The sequence below is a fragment of the Bacillus marasmi genome, from assembly GCF_902168435.1.
GTDB lineage: Bacteria > Bacillota > Bacilli > Bacillales > Cytobacillaceae > Bacillus_BU > Bacillus_BU marasmi.
Window position 1 is genome coordinate 432,282 of the sequence record NZ_LR656164.1, and the last position, 16,838, is coordinate 449,119.

Sequence of the window (16,838 nt, forward strand, 5' to 3'; positions counted from 1 at the left end):
ATATGGTTAGGCTCTTGTTTTTTCGTGAAACATAATTCCCTTGAAAATTTATAATCCAATTCATGAAAATAAAGTTGATCAAAAAGGGTGATCCATATTGGCGAACGAACAATTGCAAAAAAAATTTGATAGGCTTTTCTCTGAGTATCTTCAAAGTAATAATCCTGAGATATTACATCAGGTTTATGAAATTTCAGATAAACTTATTTTGGATGAAAAAACAGATCACCATTTGAGGCATGTTGCCCTGGAAAGGCTAGAAAAACTTGAACAAGAGGTGGAACTTACCCCACTCCTAAAATACAGAAAAGCTGTAACTCTTTTTCTTTTAAAAAAGAAAAAACAAGCTTTAGACTTATTTCAAGAACTCATAAAAAATGAAAATGATGAAGTCTATATAAAAGATCGCTGCAGAGGGTATTTACTCAAATATTTTGATGATGTCATTAAAGTGAATGAAGCTTCGAATTACCTCCGTGATTTAAGGAAATCTAATGATACGATAGCTTCACATATGCGAGAGGAAATTGAAATATTAGGAGACTATGAGCCCGATGGAGATGTTGAAGATGATGAGCATTTGGAAGAAAAAATTAATGTTTTCACATCTAATGACCGTTTTGAACAAACTTTAAAAAAACGAATAAGCGAAATCAAGTTTCGGAGTGTTAACCCCTCGGAAAGTTATGATTTATTTCTAGATTTAGTGCAGCAAAAATATTTTCTTTTTGGTAAGGAAATTTCTTTATCTCCAAAAGAAGTGAACATACTTTTTGCAATGGCAATGCAGGGACCAAATTGTGAAATTCAAGATCTATATCCGGTTATTTATAGGGAAAGATACGAATATAATAAACAACAAAAGGACAAGTTTCAAAAATTCACAAGCCGTTTTCGTAAAAATAAACTTGCTCCAACAGGATTTACATTTAATGGAACGACATTGCCGGGTAATTATACGTATTGCCTTATTTATAATTCTCAATATGAAAATACTTTATATGATTATTTAGACTAGGGTAACCTGGTCTTTTTTTTGTCAGTGAATGTCAGTGGCCATTATTATACTTGTCTTAAATCAAAGAAATGGAGTGATGAAAGTGGACAAAAAGAATTATGTTTTTACATACGGAACTTTGAGAGACGATGAAAGAAATCATTATTTGTTAAAGGATGCAATTTTAGTGGCTAGACAAGCATGGACCACGGGTGAACTATATGATACAGGGTTAGGTTCCCCTGCAATGAAGCAATCATCACGTGGAAGGGTTTATGGAGACTTATATCTTGTGTCAGATGAGGAGTTGCAAAAGCTGGATAAATTAGAAGGCTTTCATCCGGGTGGTAAACAAAATTTATTCGAGCGTATGCAACAATTTGTATCTCATGATTCAGGTGAAAAACTGGCATATGTATATGTTATTTCTGAGAAAAAGGAATCGATGTTAAAAACAAAAATTAAACAAGGTGATTGGAAGTTATATAAATTTGAAAAAGAGTAACAACCATTTTTATATTTTGCATATGGTAGCTGTATGGATTTAAAGGATATTGCAAGAACAGTAGATGCAGAGTTGGTAGGACCTGCTACTTTATATGATTATAGATTAGGTTTTACACGTTTTTCAACTAATAGAAATGGGGGAGTAGCAGATATTGTTCCGGAAATTGGAGAGAAAATGGAAGGAATAGTGTTTAAAGTTGGCTCTTTCAAAGAATTAGACACACGGGAGGGGGCACCTAAAGCCTACAAGCGTTGTAAAGTTAAGGTCCAACTGAATGGAAATGTGAAATTACTCGAAGTAATCACTTATACGGTTGTTAATAAATCAAATATTGAAATTAAACCAGACAAAGATTATTTAAATCTAATTCTTGAGGGTGCAAAGCAGCTTTCAAAGGAATATCAGGAAAACCTTAATGTGAAATTCAGGGAAATTATCAAACAATAATCTCGTATTATATGAAATCAATTTTATTAAATTATTTGAAGGAAGTGTTGATTATGAATATAACAACAATGACAGCACCTTGGGTAAGGCATGATCCTATATCAGATATATTTGGTCCCAGTATTGAACTAGAGACGTTAGATGGATTCTTTATTATTTTTGCGAATGAAATAAAAAATGCAGAAATACAAAAATCGAATAGATTTCTAAAGTTAGTGTTTAAAGATGGGAATATCACTAGGTTCACAAAAATTTCAGAATTTGATTTCAATGAAATATTGTGTTGGTTATCAGTTAATAAGGTTAAATTTCTAGAAAATGAATAGACCAGGTTCTTCGTAAAAACTTATGGAAGTAGGCTACTTTAAGTTTAATATGTTCTATTAGATTTGTGTGAAAATATTTTCCATATGTAGTAGGAAAAAGAAAAAAATATATTTCTTATTAATATTTTTCGAAATCTTTATATCAGTAAGATTATTACTTAGGAGGTTTTATCCGTGATAGTAAATGCAATTAATGATTATTTTGTAAAGTATTCACCATGTCTTCATATAAATCATGATGAGCCGACGGGGGCAACCATGCATGCAATGAGCGATGTGAATTCGGTAATAATATCTGTTTGGGAGAATCAATTTAGGGAGAATGATGGAGAACTTCATTTTTTGATGAACACTCCTATTGAGATTGGGGTATATGAAAAAAATGGTCATGTTATGCCAATAATGAAAATCGGTCCAGAAAGTGACCCATATTTATATTATTTACCTTTAAATCCCATCGATCCTGATTGTCAAGGAACGATGGATTTATGGATAGAGAGCCGACATATAGTTGTATGCTTTATAGAGGGCGGAAAGGAACTAAGTTTTCAAGGAATTCGCGTTCTAGGCATTCCTGATGAACTTCGGGACTTTTTAGTAAATAAATGGATAGACGCTATTGAGCAAGGAGCATGTTATGGTTTGAAATATTTGAATTTTGTAAATGGATTTAAGGGAAAAGATATTTTAGAAGTGTGGAAAGAGGCTAAAAGATTTGAAGAATTAGAAGAATAAAGGCTGTTATTATAGTATTGATTGTAATGATAATTAATCCCGCTAGGATAATGTAAAAAAAGTAAAGACGAATAGCATTTACAAATTATTTATCAAATTAACGCGTTGAAGCAACTGTACTTAATGCGTTATAATTAATTTAAAGCGCGAGTCAATCCTCGAAATTACAAGGATTGATTTCGTCTGAGTATATGCATGAAGGATGATGAACTCATGAGCAAATTCACACACGTGAAATGTAAGAATGATGTGATAGAGGAAGGAGTTCTCATTTTTAAAAAAGGGGAATTTTATAAAATAGTTGGATTCGACTATAAGTCATTAGTGTATTATATCCAACCGGAATTTTATGAAGACAATCTACTACCAGATGAGTTTATAATATCTCCGTTAGATAGTAATTTTGAATTCTTGGCATTGGAGTAAAAAAAGTACAGTATGGATGAAATTTAACTGGAGCTGATTGTAAATGTTCGAAATTATTTTAATGCTAAAAAATGATTGGATTGATTTATCAGGCGTTTCTGATGTGGAGTTATTTAAAGCATTATCTGAATGGTCGAATGGAAAAGATGAGCTCATAAAAATAAAAGATTTTTCTTTTCGCTCCGAAGAAATCGTAAATATTACTATCAGCAAATGAAGCTTCAAAAAGGTTTGTGCGTTAATAAGAGAGTCACCCTCATTGTAGAGAATGCGGATGAATAAATAAAATTTTGTAGTTTAGTAATTTTTTTAGTTAGAATAAAAATATGGCGGGGTTCTGTGTTAAAAAGTCTTATTCAAGAAAATCGTGAGCGGATTTTGATGCCCACGGGTGGATATGGTATTACAAAGTTAAGAATTTTTGGTTCAGTCGCTAAACAAGACAATAGTCCAACTAGTGACCTTGATTTAATTGTGACTTTTGAAGAAGGAAGAAGTTTATTTGATTTGATAGGGTTTAAGCAAGAATTAGAGGACCTCCTTCATGTTGGTGTGGATGTAGTAACGGAAAATTCAATTCATTGGAGTTTAAGAGATGAAATTTTAAAAGGGGCAATAACACTTTAAATATGGTGTATGGAACACGAAAAGAAAAATACATAAAAGTATTTTCTTAATAGAAATGGAATACAAATTGTCTTCTATATTTATTGGAAGGAAGTGTGTATGAATGGATTTATGGTCCAAGGTTCTGAATAGGATTAACGATTCAATATCTAAGCCAAGCTTTCAAACATGGTTTGTAGATACGATCGCTGAAAAATGTGATGATGTCGTTATCGTAAAAGCAAAAAACGAATTTGCGGTTGACTGGTTAAGAGAACGATATTTATCGTTAATTTCTGAAACGGTACGTGAAGTTGCTGGAAAGACTTATAAGATTGATTTTGCTTCAGAAGATAAAGAGGAAATAGTAAAGGTCTTCATGAAAAAGATATCACGTGGAATTCTGAACGCCTTGGTGACGATATTTCAGAAAAAATTACGAAAATATATAAAATTTTAGAAGCCCAAGATCAAAGAATAAGTAGGTTAGAAACATTGCTTTTAGTAAATAAAAGTGATACCACAAAGCTCGAACAGGTTTCTTTAGGAAATTCAAACAAGACTGAAAACTTACATGACATCCTACCTCTACAGGTTGAATATTATAAGATGGACGATGTTTTAAATGAAGTGAATGTGGAGAAAACTTCAGGTGAAATATTGGAGCAAATATTATCTGAGATAAAATTCTTAAGAAATCAAATGATTGATATTAGAGGTTCCTTTGAAAATGAAATGGGTAAATTTGAACGTAGGCTTTTAAGCATAATGGATGAAACTAAAAGTAATTATTAGATGCAATTGTGTTGTCTTCGACCTGTAATTCAGGGAGGCAAAACCATGGATCGAACCAGTAAAGTCTCATTCATTCTTTCGAACATGAAGGGACTACCGCAATTAGAAACAGAAATAAAAGAAATTGCAGAATTACTTAAAAAAGGGAGAATTACTTTAAGACAGCTTTCAGAAACACCAGAAGATATAAGGCAAGTGATTGTTGATGCATTTGAGATTTATCAAGATCTTTATGGTCAGAGACCAAAAGAAAAAGACAGTGCTTTAAATAATTGGCAAAAAGCAGAATTAGAAGGCAAGATTTATTGGATTGATAAGGATAAGCGTCATCTTTATTATGACTCAAGTTAATCCATGATTCAGATATACTTCAGTGATTTCAAAGAAACTCAACCATTATCGTCAAGCGAGATATTTTTAAGGATTGTACTTGTCAGAATACAAACAAAACCCATAGAATGAGATTCTGAAAGTGATAAAAGATGTGGATCATGATAGCTTATTACATGCTTTTGAGTGCTGGAACCAAAACTTTTATGACAGCGGTCAGCTTAAGAGTCAGCTGAAGCTATTTTCTTTGACCGAAAATAAGCTTATTAAGACTCCAATTTTTAACAGCCTACTAGGAAATCCTAAGTATAAGAAATATATTGAAGATATTGTTCATTACGGAATTTTTAGATACGAGAAAGAATTTCGGAATGAGTTTTATGGAGTTCCACACTTCAAGCTATATGAGCAATTTAAGATGGCTGATGCAGCATTACTGTCTAATTTTAGAAAAAGCCATAGTTCCTATAGGGGTTCAGGTTTGCTCACGAATGGCAAAGATTATTTCCTTTATATTGACTTGCACAAAGAGGTCGATGTTGAGAAGAGACTGAATTATCAGGATGAAATAGTAGACACACGTCATTTCCAATGGCAAACACCACATACAACAGCCCAACATACGAATACCGGGCAAAACATCATCTACAATAAGAATAGGGGAATTAATCTCCATTTATTTGTAAGAAAGTATAAACAAATAGATGGAAAAAATGAACCGTTCATTTATATAGGTAAAGGTAATGCGATTCGTTTTGAAGGGAATAACCCGATAACCGTACAACTTGAGTTAGAAAATGAATTACCGGTGAAACTCTTTACTGAGTTCACTAAAAAAGTATGGTCTTCTCCGCGGAGAAGACTATTTTTCATGAACTAATAATTCAACTGCAGGTACATCAGCTGGAGCCCAAACTAGAGAGAGCAGATTTTCTCTTTTAAGCCAAATTAAATTGGAGTGCTCTGTTGGTGTTGGCGTTCCACCGGTGATGCTACATTTAATCGCAATCAAGTTAATGATAAAGGTTTAATACTCATGAGTGTTATCATTATGTAATTCCTTCGTTTCAATCTCGCAATGCAACTCTTCCTGAATTTCTCTTTTTAAAGCAGTGAAGATATCTTCGTTTGGCTCTACTTTCCCACCAGGAAACTCCCACATATTTGGTATTGCCATTTGCGGAGATCTTAAGGCACAAAGGATTTCGTTTTGATCATTTTCGATAATGGCTGCGACTACTTTTACTGTTTTCTTCAAGCTTATCACCTACTGTTAGTTACTAGTTTTAATCATAACATGGATTGTTGAGAAGGATATATTTTTGTTCAAGTCATGTGCCTAAAATTGGCCACTCTCTTAATCAGTGGAAAGGGGAAGCCTTATTAATTTATTTTAAAAATTTCATTTACAATGGGTAGGTTCGTTGTGGGAATTTTGGAATATAAATACTTTTTCTGATTAAAATTATAGTTGTTTACATAAAACGGAATTTATACCCTAATTTAATTGTGAGGAGATTATGTTATGAAAGTGATGGCTGGTAATGGGTTGCATTGTCATCTGGAAAGGTTATGTCATTTAGATGTACCCTTGAAATGAATTTTCCATTTTCATCATACAGGCCCTCAATATACATCATAGGTTGTTGAACAATCAAATGATTTAGAATCAGGAGGCCATTACTGTCTTTTTATTTAAAAAATTAATTGACTATCTATTATTTATACTGCACTGATTCTCACGCTCAACTAAATGGCAAAGAGTCAAAAAGGGCATTTTTATCTATAGTTGTGTGGTAATAGTCCAAATGTCATATACAGTCGTAAATGACGTTACCTTATAATAAAATAATGGGATATTTTACAAGTTGGGGGAGATCATTTGCTGAATCTCTACTCAACAATGATGCGCAAACGTTATTTTAATTAAAAGGAAATGTGAGTAATGTCAGATCTAAAAGTTTTTGAATCTCAAACCTTGAGTTTGGCCATGAAACAACGTGCCGATGAGTATAGAACACTTAAAGATCAGTTGGAACAATTAAAGCAGGCTTTTGTGGAAATTGTTCAGTTGGATGATTTTAAGGGGAAAACCGCTACAGCGATAAAGGCATTTTATCAAGCTCAAATCGATGTTGTCGAAGCCTGGGAGCGACCTGAGTTACCTTCTACTAATAGAAGTCATAAAGGTGAAGACTTGACTGACAATTATTTTGGAGATTAAGATTGTAATGAGGTATTAGGAGAGGTATTATGAGTATTTCAAGTGAAAATAAAATAATTGCAAAGTCAGCTTTACAAGCTTTTGGGGGTAAACCACAAGTTTCGAAATACTGGGATGAAAGTAATGTTTGTAATATTGATTTGCTTTCAACCGCTGATAGACCTTATGAAGGTATTACATCATACTCAACAATTGGACTCTCCGACCATTCAATTGAATATACTGTTGATGGAACTCCTTTACGAATAGAAATTGTTGGAGCTAGTGCATCAGAGTTTAAACATTTTCCTAATGTGTTGGCAACCTGTGCTTTCTGTATTATAAATTCAAACTTTTTAGTATCTCATGGTAGAGTTTTTCGAGATATGATAAAGATGTATTATCCTAATAGTGAAATGAAACATGTTCTATTTGTATCACCATTTTTGTGGGAAGATTTAAAGACGCTTGATTTTCCACACAAGAAGGTAGCTTGGTTACTCGCTGTTCCAATTTCTGAGAATGAGTATATATTTGCCCAAGAAAAAGGAACAGATTCATTAGAGGAATTATTTGAAGAGAATGAGATAGATATATTTGATTTGGAACGAAAATCTATATTGTGATTTTCTGTATGTTAACCTTGAATGGCTAAATGCCTTTCAAGGTTTTTTACTTTAATTTTTATTAAATCAGCTTATATTTAAGTGAGACAATAAGAAAATGATTTGTTTGAGAATCGAGAGCTCATGATGGTAGTACTAACAAGGAGTCTTATTTTTACACTGGGCTAGGAAGAAAAGTGTGAGAATTTGGCGAGATGACAATTTAATATCACATACATATTTCTTCAGCTTCCGTTGTATCAGTACCTTCATAATATCTGACCGCAATAATCGGCTTGTGTTCATCACTACTACATAATCAATTTGGACAATTAAAGCGAAAAAATAGATGAACTAAGAAAACCCAGTAGACTAATAAAACCGTTCTACTGGGTTTTCAATTTTTTGATTTAATATTTAATTTTTAGAACTATCACCAAATTGTCATATTTTAATAAAAAACCACCATGTCCTTTTTCACCATTCAAACCTATATAGAGGGTGGAAAATATCTTGTGAAAAGGGGCAATGATGAAGATGGCGAAGTTTAGAATGGTACGTACGGATTTTTGGAATAATCCAATTGTTTCGGAAGAGATGAGTCCGGAGGATAAGTATTTTTACCTTTATTTACAGACGAATCCTCAAACAACTCAAATTGGTATTTATAAAATTACGAAGAAACAAATGGCGTTTGATACGGGCTATTCGATTGAGACGATTCAGGCGTTAATGGAGCGGTTCATACAGCATCACAAGTTGATTCGTTATAATCCTGATACAAGGGAGATTGCATTAAATAACTGGGCAAAATCTAACTTGAACAAAGGCGGGAAGCCGATTATGGATTGTATCCATTCCGAATTAAAAGAGGTCGAGGATGATTCTCTCATTCGATATATTTCACAATCCATTCCAAATCAAGATATCCGCAACCTGTTTGACTCCTTTTGCAAACAAGAACAGACTTTGGTAAATCATGAAGTCCCATATCTAGGCGAAAATGATACACAATCAACAATTGATTTCTTGGTGTCAGACGGTGCGTTCACGACTCGTCAGACGATACGTGGGCAAAAAGAAGAAAAAGAAATAACCAAAGAAAAACAACAAGAAAAAGAATTAACAATCTATCCTGATTTTAAAAGGGAGCCCGTGGTCGAAAACTCTTTAATGGATCAACAAAAAGCAGAGGCTGTTAGAGCCATCATTAAGTTCTGGGACGAAAATGGCTTTGGTTTAACAAATGTACATGCTAAGCAGCAGTTACTAGCTTGGCTCGATGATTCTCGTTTCTTACATCCAAAGGAAGTCATCCTAAAAGCGATGAATATTGCCTGTGCCAACAACAAGCGGACCCTGAACTATGTAAGTGCGATTCTTAAAAACTGGGAAAATGAATCGTTACTGAGTGTAAAAGAAATAGATTTTCATGAGAGTCAAAAAGGAGCACAAAAACCGAAAAATTTTAACCAATGTATGCAGTTAGGTAGAGTTGTCCCAGGGGAGTTTGTCCTTGATTTATCGGCAGGTGAAGAATGATGAGTGTGTCTGAGAAAGCTTTTTTGGGCAGCTTAATGAAGGCCGATTATTTACTTAAAGACACGGTCATTCAACCTGAACAACTTGAAAGTTCGCTGCATAAAGACATCATGCGAACAATGGTGGAGTTAAACGAAAAGGGGAAAAATATTGATTTAATCTCACTAACAACAGTACCTAATCTTGAGTCTTTAGGTGGAATGAGCTATTTGTCTGAATTACTAGCTCACGCCGATATAGAGAAATTTGACAATATTGAGAGCCTCATTCTTGATCAGTGGAAAGAGCGGGAAAAAAGAAATATTTTAACCCTAGCAACAATGAATGATTGGGAGATTGATAGGGTGATTTCAGAATTGGATAAAATTTCGCAAGTGAAGATGGAAGATCACACCACTATCCAACAAGCACTGACAAATATTTATGAGGCGCCATGGGAAGAGCAACGAACAGAGAAAAATCCTTCAGCAGGTATTAACAAACTCGATCAAATGACAGGAGGCTTTCAGAAGGGCGAAGTAACCGTACTTGCGGCAAGACCATCGATGGGGAAAACGGATATGATGCTCCATTTTGCGAAAATGGCGGGTTGGGATGGGTATATGCCGATTATTTTTTCTTTGGAAATGCCAGAACGTCTCATCACCAAACGGTTAGTTGCATCGACAGGTGGCTATAACCGAGCAAAAATGCGGAATCCGAACAAGATGTTGACTGAAACGCAAAAAAATAGCTGGTCAAGCGTCATTGGCCTCGTTAGTGAAACGAATATACATATTTTTGATGGAGCAGGGCAAACGATTGCTGAAATGAGAGCGAAAACCCGAAAGTTACTGCATGAAAACCCAGACAAGAAACCGATTCTATTTATCGACTATCTAACATTAATACGCGCGAGTCAATCTTACGGAGGGAATTCTCATTTACAAGTAACGGAAATTTCAAAAGCACTAAAGACAATGGCGAAGGATTTTGATTGCCCTGTCATTTGTCTGGCTCAGCTAAATCGGTCTGTGGAATCACGTGCCAATAAACGGCCAATGATGTCAGATATTCGTGAATCGGGCAGCGTAGAACAAGATGCCGATGTCATTTTGTTCTTGTATCGTGAATCCTATTATGAAAAAGATACCGATAATCATCACTTAGAAATCATCGTCTCGAAAAATCGTAATGGTCCAATTGGGACGATTTTTACACAATACAATCAACACACAGGAAGCATTGAAAATCTAAATAACTGAATGAGATTCCATTTTATTCCATCGTTTTTGTGAAAATCAATCATTGAGGTGAGGTGTGCACTTTTGGTTGTAAGAGATCTTTACTTCGATTCAATCCTTTATGAAGAATCCACATTGGCTCATTGTATTTACCACTTGCTTATCGAGAAAAAAATAACACTAGAAGATGACATATCAAAATTTAATATGCAAGAAGCAGATAAACAAAAAGTGGCTGAATTGACGAACAAAAATGTATTAGGTGTTTTTCGAAAAGCAGGCATTTTCTCACTAAAAATGGATCAACAGAATTTTGTCTTTATCTTTGCAAAAAGTGATTCTGAAGCAAGCCAATTCTATACTGAAATGTTTGGCAAAGCGCCTCTTAACTGCCACGAATATTCACTAGACTTCCAATTAACAAGGGGGCGGGAGCTCATTTCATTTCGCGATATGAGAAAAGAATTCGAGAAGTTTCCAGCAATAGCCGGGTACTTCAAAAAAAAATAGGTGCCTGTCACCGCCCGAAAAATCTTGTTTCACAAAAATCTGTGAAACAAGAAAAATCGGGTGGTGACAGGTACTCTTGGTTCAATTTACATTTTCCAACAACGTTTACAATGTTATAGGTCAAATTACTCATTTTTTCGCATTGCTCTTTCTCTTATAATTTAATAGATGGAAATTAATAGGTAATTCGGATTCTGATTAACTAAGAAATGACACACCAATATTAGCAACTCTAGTATTTTGCTCTAAGGAATTTTAGGCAATCAGATTCAGAGATGATGTTGCAAAGATACCTAGAAAAATATCCAAGGGGGTTATGATGGATGTAAAATACAACCCAAAAGACTGGGAAAAGATGCGTGAAGGAATTGGAGATTTAATCGGCCTAGGACGTTGGGGCAAAGGGATGATTGATCCCCTTAAGGACTTAAGTGATAATTTAGAGGATATTGAACAGTTAATCGCGAAATATGATAGCGATGGCGTGATATCGTTTCACCACACCAGTCAAAAATCGAAATACCAGGCATTATATGAGGACTTTCAAGTCTTGCATCGGTTTACTGGAAAAGTAGGCGATATCGTTGACCGGACAATTGATGAAAGATTTTTTAAGGATATCGATGCGTTTGTAGAGGAGATGCGTGATCTATCGATCTCCAACTACACGACAAAAAATCGGCTCGGCATTAGTGAAACGGTTCATATTACGGCTGGTACATACAATTCGTTAGAAATAGAAAAACCCGAAATAAGCCTGGACGATATTTTTAGTGGTGATAATTTCTACGGAAAACAAATGAAATTGGAATACGAAGCTTGGAAAGAGCTAAACCCCAATCAAGATTATTCTCAAAAGGAATACCAACAGGCCATTGTCAATACACGAGCTTTCGAATACGAATCGATTCGTGACACGCAGGAAAATAAAGAATTCTGGTTTCAGATTGGTGCCTTAGTGGTAATTATTGGGGCAACGCTAATCTGCCCACCGGCTGGAATGGCGTTGGGAGCTGTATACGGTACTTATGAATTAAGTTCAGCTGTCTCTGGAAAAGATTTAGTCTCAGGTCGGGAACTCGGGACATCTGAACGATGGGTGCGAGGATTGTTGGCTCCGCTAGATATTGTCCCAGGCGTCAGCGGCTTAACGAAATTCAGCAGCACCGTTCGCCTCACAGGTGTTAGTGATAATATGGGGAAGCTAGGCTTAAGTTCCGGTGTGAAAGGTGGCGTCCAACAGGGAGCTACTTCTGGTATTAGTAACTTAGTAGAAACCGCATCCAGGTTTGGAACAGACCGCCTGCGACGAGCAGAAGCAGCCTTCCAAAACGGCGCCAATATCGTGAAAAATAAGGTCATAAAAGATACAATAGAGGTAGCACAAGTAGCGGATAAGGGGGTTGCCGGGTTAAGAAAATACCTCCATGTTCCCCGGGAAGAACCTGTATTAGCTGGGGCAGGTTCTATAGGGAAAACCCGCGAAGTAATCGAAAATACACATACAATAGAGAATGGTGTTAGGGTTGTACTGAACGTTAGTGATGAGGTTAAGATTGGTAGTGGGGGAAATAAGGGTGCGGGTAATGGTAACCCATTAAAATTAGAAGATTTCACTAAAGAAATATTGGAAACTAAACCGATGAACTCACCAATACCTAAAAAGTGGCTTGATAAGGGCGGGGAAATTTCTATTGATAGTGACGGAACTTGGACTTATACTAACAAGTCTGGAGTATCTGTAAGATATCCAGATGGTTACCCAGATTTTACACCGTTTATGCATCCAAATGTAGAGCCTGTTAAAATTGAGGTACAATCACCTAAGAATAATCCGAAAGACTTTGAAAATGCCAATTTAGAGGCTAAACTTACTAAAGATACTGATCCACCAATTTTCGATAGTAGGAAACCGCCTGAAGGATATTCATGGCATCATCATCAAGATGGTGAAACAATGATGCTTGTTGATGAAGATATTCATAGAGAGTTTAGACATATTGGTGGACAATCTAAAGTTAATGGGAAAGTAAGTAAAGAATAAGGAGTGGAAATATGACAAATATGAATAGCAAAAATCCAAAGATATCTTTAGATGATATAAAAGAATTTGAACATGAGTATGATATTACGTTACCTAAAGAATATGTTGATTTTTTACTTGAATACAATGGGGGATACCCTCAAGAATCTACTTTTAAAATCTCTGATAGTGAAGGAGAAAGTTTAGTTAATAAGTTTTATGGGATTGGGGATATGAAGAGTAATTTAGCAAAAGTTTTTGAGATTTTAGAAGGAGAAATACCAGAAGATTTTGTCTCAATTGCTAATGATCCAGGAGGCAATGAGATTTTATTAGGGATTAGTGGAGAGTATCAAGGTAAGGTCTACTTTTGGATACATGATATAGAACCAGAGGATGAAATGGGGAATATGTTTATTCTTGCAGATAGCTTTTCTGAGTTTTTTATTAATTTATATTAATTAGAACGCTCATAATAATACTATAAAGTTTATGAGCTTAGGCGAGATGACATTTTACATGGCGATGAATATAAACACATGGCCGATATACAAAAGGTGCCATAATGTTTTTATAACGTTACGAAATTTATAAATTTAAAGCTAACATAGAAATTTAGAAAACATATGTACTTAAAGCACTTGATTGTCTACTGTAGGCAACAAGTGCTTTTTATTATTAGATTTCAACATAGGATATGGTAAGGCTGCTAATTTATAAGGAAAATAGAAGAAAATGATAAGTATTACCTTGATTTATTGTAAGCCCGAATTCAAACTACGCATATAAACAAGCAGCATCTTGCAATCTGGCAATCAAAAAGATTCTCTTGAAGAAACCCGTCCTTTTCTCCAACGAGCCAAAATCAAAATACCAGGCATTATATGAGGACTTTCAAGTCTTGCATCGGTTTACTGGAAAAGTAGGCGATATCGTTGATCGGACAATCGATGAAAGATTATATACGGATATGGACGGATTTGTGGATACAATGCACAATTTATCGCCCTCCAACTACACGACAAAAAACCGGCTCGGCATCAGTGAAACAGTTCATATAACAGCCGGTGCATACAATTCGGTAGAAATAGAAAAACCAGAAATAAGCTTAGACGATATCTTCAGTGGTGACAATTTCTACGGAAAACAGATGAAATTGGAATATGAGGCTTGGAAAGAGCTAAACCCCAATCAAGATTTTTCTCAAAAGGAATACCAACAGGCTATTGTTAACACGCGGGCTTTCGAATACGAATCGATTCGTGACACGCAGGAAAATAAAGAATTCTGGTTTCAGATTGGTGCCTTAGTGGTAATTATTGGGGCGACGCTAATCTGCCCTCCGGCTGGAATGGCGTTGGGAGTTGTATACGGTGCTTATGAATTGAGTTCAGCATTATATGAGGACTTTCAAGTCTTGCATCGGTTTACTGGAAAAGTAGGCGATATCGTTGACCGGACAATCGATGAAAGATTTTATAAGTATATCGATGCGTTTGTGGAGGAGATGCGTGATCTATCGATCTCCAACTACACGACAAAAAACCGGCTCGGCATCAGTGAAAAATTTCATATTACGGCTGGTGCATACAATTCGGTAGAAATTGAAAAACCAGAAATAAGCCTAGACGACATCTTCAGTGGTGACAATTTCTACGGGAAACAAATGAAATTGGAATACGAGAATTGGAAAGAGCTCAATTCCAATCAAGATTTTTCACAAAAGGAATACCAACAGGCCATTGTCAATACACGAGCTTTCGAATACGAATCGATTCGTGACACGCAGGAAAATAAAGAATTCTGGTTTCAGATTGGTGCCTTAGTGGTAATTATTGGGGCAACGCTAATCTGCCCACCGGCTGGAATGGCGTTGGGAGCTGTATACGGTACTTATGAATTAAGTTCAGCTGTCTCTGGAAAAGATTTAGTCTCAGGTCGGGAACTCGGCACATCTGAACGATGGGTGCGAGGATTGTTGGCGCCGCTCGATATTGTCCCAGGCGTCAGCGGCTTAACGAAATTCAGCAGCACCATTCGTCTCACAGGTGTTAGTGATAATATGGAGAAGCTAGGCTTAAGTTCCGGTGTGAAGGGTGGGATCCAACCGGGAGCTACTTCTCGTATTAGTAACTTAGTAGAAACCGCATCCAGGTTTGGAACAGACCGCCTGCGACGAGCAGAGGCAGCGTTCCAAAACGGCGCCAATATCGTGAAAAATAAGGTTATAAAAGATACAATAGAAGTAGCACAAGTAGCGGATAAAGTGGCTACTGGAGCGAAAAACCTTAACCCACTTCGAATAAAACTCGTGGAAGATACAATGGGCAATAAAATATTAGCCCATGATTCAGCCGTCAATACACATAGTATTGAAAATGGTTTAAGAGATTATGTAAGTAGGATTGAAGGGGTTAAGAGTAGTAGTGGCGGAAATAAGGGTACTCACATAGATATTTACCCTTCTGAAATTGATGAAGTAATAAACAACGATTATGATATAAACGGAAATTTAATAAATAGGTCCATTGTTCCAAAAGGTTATGAAAGTGTGGAAGACTTTTTGAAAGTGGTAGATGATACAACAATTAAGGAATATGGTTATGATAGTATAGAAGAATTTAAAGAAGTAGTGGGGCACTTGGATGATTATTTAAATGCTTCACCACAGCATAATATAGTTAATAAGGGATTAGCAGGGGGGAAACACGTGAAAGGCGTAGATTATGATTTATTAGGTTTTCCAATATTTAAAGGGAAAAATTTACTTTTTACGTTAAAAATGGATAAAAAATATTATGTTATGAAAGATACAATTCAGTTTAAAGAGTGTACAAGGATATTAAAAGAGGCAATTGAATATGGCGAATTGGCAAGTGATCTTTTTACTCCCCAACAGCTTGATCAGATTGAGAAGGGGAGAGCTAGAATAAAGGGGTTTACTTGGCACCATCATCAAGTTCCTGGAAAGATGCAATTAGTATTAGAAGACATTCATGGTTCAGTAAGCCACCTTGGTGGAAATAAATTATGGGGGAAGGGTATTAGATGAGAAAAGATTTAGAGTGGGAATACGCTGATTCAGAAGTATCAGAGGCAAAGATAAAAGAATTTGGATTACAATTAGGCTTCCAGTTACCTCAAGATTATATTGATTGTGTAAAAGTAAATGGAGGTGCAAGCGTATTACCAGAGGAATTTAGAGTGGGCAATGAAGAGCGTTGTTTTGGTAGTTTATTTAGTTTCGATGAGGAAAGTTGCGAGTACATTGTTAAAAAGTATGAAACATACAAACCATTTCTTCCGCAAAAGTTATTCCCTATTGCAAATGATCCTGCAGGGAATTTAATCTGTTTAGATTATAAGAATACTGAAAGACCAGTTGTGATTTTTTGGGAACATGAAAATGCTTGGGAAAAGGAAATGTTAATACGAGAAGAGGGGTTATCAGAGGAGCAGGCTGAAGAACGTGCAAGAGAAAATGTATTTTATGTTGCAGAATCCTTTACGGCATTTTTAGATAAGTTGCATGACTAAGGATTTATGTAAAAAAGTTTAAATT

At 35.5% G+C, this 16,838-nt stretch carries 20 protein-coding genes and 2 pseudogenes; 21 read left to right on the forward strand and 1 reads right to left on the reverse strand.

All coding sequences use genetic code 11. From position 1 onward, the window contains the following. The first annotated feature begins 97 nt into the window (after positions 1-97). The 12 genes and pseudogenes from FXW34_RS02080 (at position 98) to FXW34_RS02130 (ending at position 6,050) form a co-directional block, all read left to right on the forward strand. Entirely contained in the window at positions 98-1,018 is a 921-nt protein-coding gene (locus FXW34_RS02080; RefSeq protein WP_147532305.1) for a hypothetical protein, read from the forward strand. Positions 1,019-1,100: 82 nt separating this feature from the next. Next, positions 1,101-1,502 (forward strand): gamma-glutamylcyclotransferase family protein, encoded by a 402-nt coding sequence (locus FXW34_RS02085; protein ID WP_187118801.1) that lies wholly within the window; start codon positions 1,101-1,103, stop codon positions 1,500-1,502. Positions 1,503-1,526: 24 nt separating this feature from the next. Beyond that, positions 1,527-1,952: pseudogene (locus FXW34_RS02090) on the forward strand (gamma-glutamylcyclotransferase family protein); the annotation flags it as partial. Positions 1,953-2,005: 53 nt separating this feature from the next. Continuing rightward, positions 2,006-2,278, forward strand: a complete 273-nt coding sequence (locus FXW34_RS02095; RefSeq protein ID WP_147532308.1) for a hypothetical protein — start codon at positions 2,006-2,008, stop codon at positions 2,276-2,278. 174 nt (positions 2,279-2,452) lie between these two features. Continuing rightward, a complete protein-coding gene (locus FXW34_RS02100; protein WP_147532309.1) occupies positions 2,453-3,013 on the forward strand; it encodes a hypothetical protein in 561 nt (186 codons plus the stop codon). A gap of 213 nt (positions 3,014-3,226) precedes the next feature. Continuing rightward, the gene (locus tag FXW34_RS02105; protein WP_147532310.1) at positions 3,227-3,439 is read left to right on the forward strand and encodes a hypothetical protein; all 213 of its coding nucleotides are present in this window, start codon (positions 3,227-3,229) and stop codon (positions 3,437-3,439) included. Positions 3,440-3,482: 43 nt separating this feature from the next. Then, complete coding sequence (locus FXW34_RS22790) at positions 3,483-3,656, forward strand: hypothetical protein (RefSeq protein WP_187118802.1); 174 nt, start codon at positions 3,483-3,485, stop codon at positions 3,654-3,656. 122 nt (positions 3,657-3,778) lie between these two features. Next, entirely contained in the window at positions 3,779-4,066 is a 288-nt protein-coding gene (locus FXW34_RS02110; RefSeq protein WP_222705301.1) for a nucleotidyltransferase family protein, read from the forward strand. Between the two features lie 103 nt (positions 4,067-4,169). Next, the gene (locus FXW34_RS02115) at positions 4,170-4,505 is read left to right on the forward strand and encodes a DnaA N-terminal domain-containing protein (protein ID WP_147532311.1); all 336 of its coding nucleotides are present in this window, start codon (positions 4,170-4,172) and stop codon (positions 4,503-4,505) included. 35 nt (positions 4,506-4,540) lie between these two features. After that, on the forward strand, positions 4,541-4,840 hold the full coding sequence (locus FXW34_RS02120; RefSeq protein WP_147532312.1) for a hypothetical protein: 300 nt from the start codon (positions 4,541-4,543) through the stop codon (positions 4,838-4,840). 45 nt (positions 4,841-4,885) lie between these two features. Beyond that, on the forward strand, positions 4,886-5,191 hold the full coding sequence (locus FXW34_RS02125; protein WP_147532313.1) for a hypothetical protein: 306 nt from the start codon (positions 4,886-4,888) through the stop codon (positions 5,189-5,191). A gap of 121 nt (positions 5,192-5,312) precedes the next feature. Further along, positions 5,313-6,050 carry a DUF3427 domain-containing protein gene (locus FXW34_RS02130; protein WP_246140808.1) on the forward strand — a complete coding sequence of 246 codons (738 nt, stop codon included), beginning with the start codon at positions 5,313-5,315 and terminating at the stop codon, positions 6,048-6,050. Here the strand turns inward: FXW34_RS02130 and FXW34_RS02135 are convergent. Further along, a pseudogene (locus FXW34_RS02135) lies at positions 6,033-6,428 on the reverse strand ((deoxy)nucleoside triphosphate pyrophosphohydrolase). The gene FXW34_RS02130 and the pseudogene FXW34_RS02135 sit on opposite strands and share 18 nt — an antisense overlap. 687 nt (positions 6,429-7,115) lie before the next feature. Between FXW34_RS02135 and FXW34_RS02140 the strand changes: the two are divergent. From FXW34_RS02140 to FXW34_RS02185, 9 genes are all read left to right on the forward strand, one after another. Then, positions 7,116-7,394 (forward strand): T7SS effector LXG polymorphic toxin, encoded by a 279-nt coding sequence (locus FXW34_RS02140; protein ID WP_147532315.1) that lies wholly within the window; start codon positions 7,116-7,118, stop codon positions 7,392-7,394. A gap of 29 nt (positions 7,395-7,423) precedes the next feature. Continuing rightward, positions 7,424-7,999, forward strand: a complete 576-nt coding sequence (locus tag FXW34_RS02145) for a suppressor of fused domain protein (protein ID WP_147532316.1) — start codon at positions 7,424-7,426, stop codon at positions 7,997-7,999. Positions 8,000-8,515: 516 nt separating this feature from the next. Beyond that, positions 8,516-9,520: a DnaD domain protein gene (locus FXW34_RS02155; RefSeq protein WP_246140810.1), complete on the forward strand. Its 1,005-nt coding sequence runs from the start codon at positions 8,516-8,518 to the stop codon at positions 9,518-9,520. Next, positions 9,520-10,764, forward strand: coding sequence for a replicative DNA helicase (locus FXW34_RS02160; RefSeq protein WP_147532317.1), 1,245 nt, complete (start codon positions 9,520-9,522; stop codon positions 10,762-10,764). Before FXW34_RS02155 ends, FXW34_RS02160 begins: the two co-directional genes overlap by 1 nt. Positions 10,765-10,827: 63 nt before the next feature. Beyond that, positions 10,828-11,253 (forward strand): hypothetical protein, encoded by a 426-nt coding sequence (locus tag FXW34_RS02165; protein WP_147532318.1) that lies wholly within the window; start codon positions 10,828-10,830, stop codon positions 11,251-11,253. 319 nt (positions 11,254-11,572) lie between these two features. Then, a complete protein-coding gene (locus FXW34_RS23255) occupies positions 11,573-13,297 on the forward strand; it encodes an HNH endonuclease (RefSeq protein WP_246140811.1) in 1,725 nt (574 codons plus the stop codon). A gap of 11 nt (positions 13,298-13,308) precedes the next feature. Continuing rightward, positions 13,309-13,737, forward strand: a complete 429-nt coding sequence (locus tag FXW34_RS02175) for an SMI1/KNR4 family protein (RefSeq protein ID WP_147532319.1) — start codon at positions 13,309-13,311, stop codon at positions 13,735-13,737. Between the two features lie 440 nt (positions 13,738-14,177). Continuing rightward, a complete protein-coding gene (locus FXW34_RS23260) occupies positions 14,178-16,328 on the forward strand; it encodes an HNH endonuclease (protein ID WP_246140813.1) in 2,151 nt (716 codons plus the stop codon). Next, positions 16,325-16,813, forward strand: a complete 489-nt coding sequence (locus FXW34_RS02185) for an SMI1/KNR4 family protein (protein WP_147532320.1) — start codon at positions 16,325-16,327, stop codon at positions 16,811-16,813. Before FXW34_RS23260 ends, FXW34_RS02185 begins: the two co-directional genes overlap by 4 nt. Positions 16,814-16,838 lie beyond the last annotated feature (25 nt).

What these genes read in the sequence shown, in the direction of transcription:
- FXW34_RS23255 (WP_246140811.1), top strand. Translation starts at nt 11,573, where the DNA reads ATGGATGTAAAATACAACCCAAAAGACTGGGAAAAGATGCGTGAAGGA.
- FXW34_RS02160 (WP_147532317.1), top strand. Translation starts at nt 9,520, where the DNA reads ATGAGTGTGTCTGAGAAAGCTTTTTTGGGCAGCTTAATGAAGGCCGAT.
- FXW34_RS02140 (WP_147532315.1), top strand. Translation starts at nt 7,116, where the DNA reads ATGTCAGATCTAAAAGTTTTTGAATCTCAAACCTTGAGTTTGGCCATG.
- FXW34_RS02105 (WP_147532310.1), top strand. Translation starts at nt 3,227, where the DNA reads ATGAGCAAATTCACACACGTGAAATGTAAGAATGATGTGATAGAGGAA.
- FXW34_RS02125 (WP_147532313.1), top strand. Translation starts at nt 4,886, where the DNA reads ATGGATCGAACCAGTAAAGTCTCATTCATTCTTTCGAACATGAAGGGA.
- FXW34_RS02115 (WP_147532311.1), top strand. Translation starts at nt 4,170, where the DNA reads ATGGATTTATGGTCCAAGGTTCTGAATAGGATTAACGATTCAATATCT.
- FXW34_RS02185 (WP_147532320.1), top strand. Translation starts at nt 16,325, where the DNA reads ATGAGAAAAGATTTAGAGTGGGAATACGCTGATTCAGAAGTATCAGAG.
- FXW34_RS02155 (WP_246140810.1), top strand. Translation starts at nt 8,516, where the DNA reads ATGGCGAAGTTTAGAATGGTACGTACGGATTTTTGGAATAATCCAATT.
- FXW34_RS02175 (WP_147532319.1), top strand. Translation starts at nt 13,309, where the DNA reads ATGACAAATATGAATAGCAAAAATCCAAAGATATCTTTAGATGATATA.
- FXW34_RS02145 (WP_147532316.1), top strand. Translation starts at nt 7,424, where the DNA reads ATGAGTATTTCAAGTGAAAATAAAATAATTGCAAAGTCAGCTTTACAA.
- FXW34_RS22790 (WP_187118802.1), top strand. Translation starts at nt 3,483, where the DNA reads ATGTTCGAAATTATTTTAATGCTAAAAAATGATTGGATTGATTTATCA.
- FXW34_RS02095 (WP_147532308.1), top strand. Translation starts at nt 2,006, where the DNA reads ATGAATATAACAACAATGACAGCACCTTGGGTAAGGCATGATCCTATA.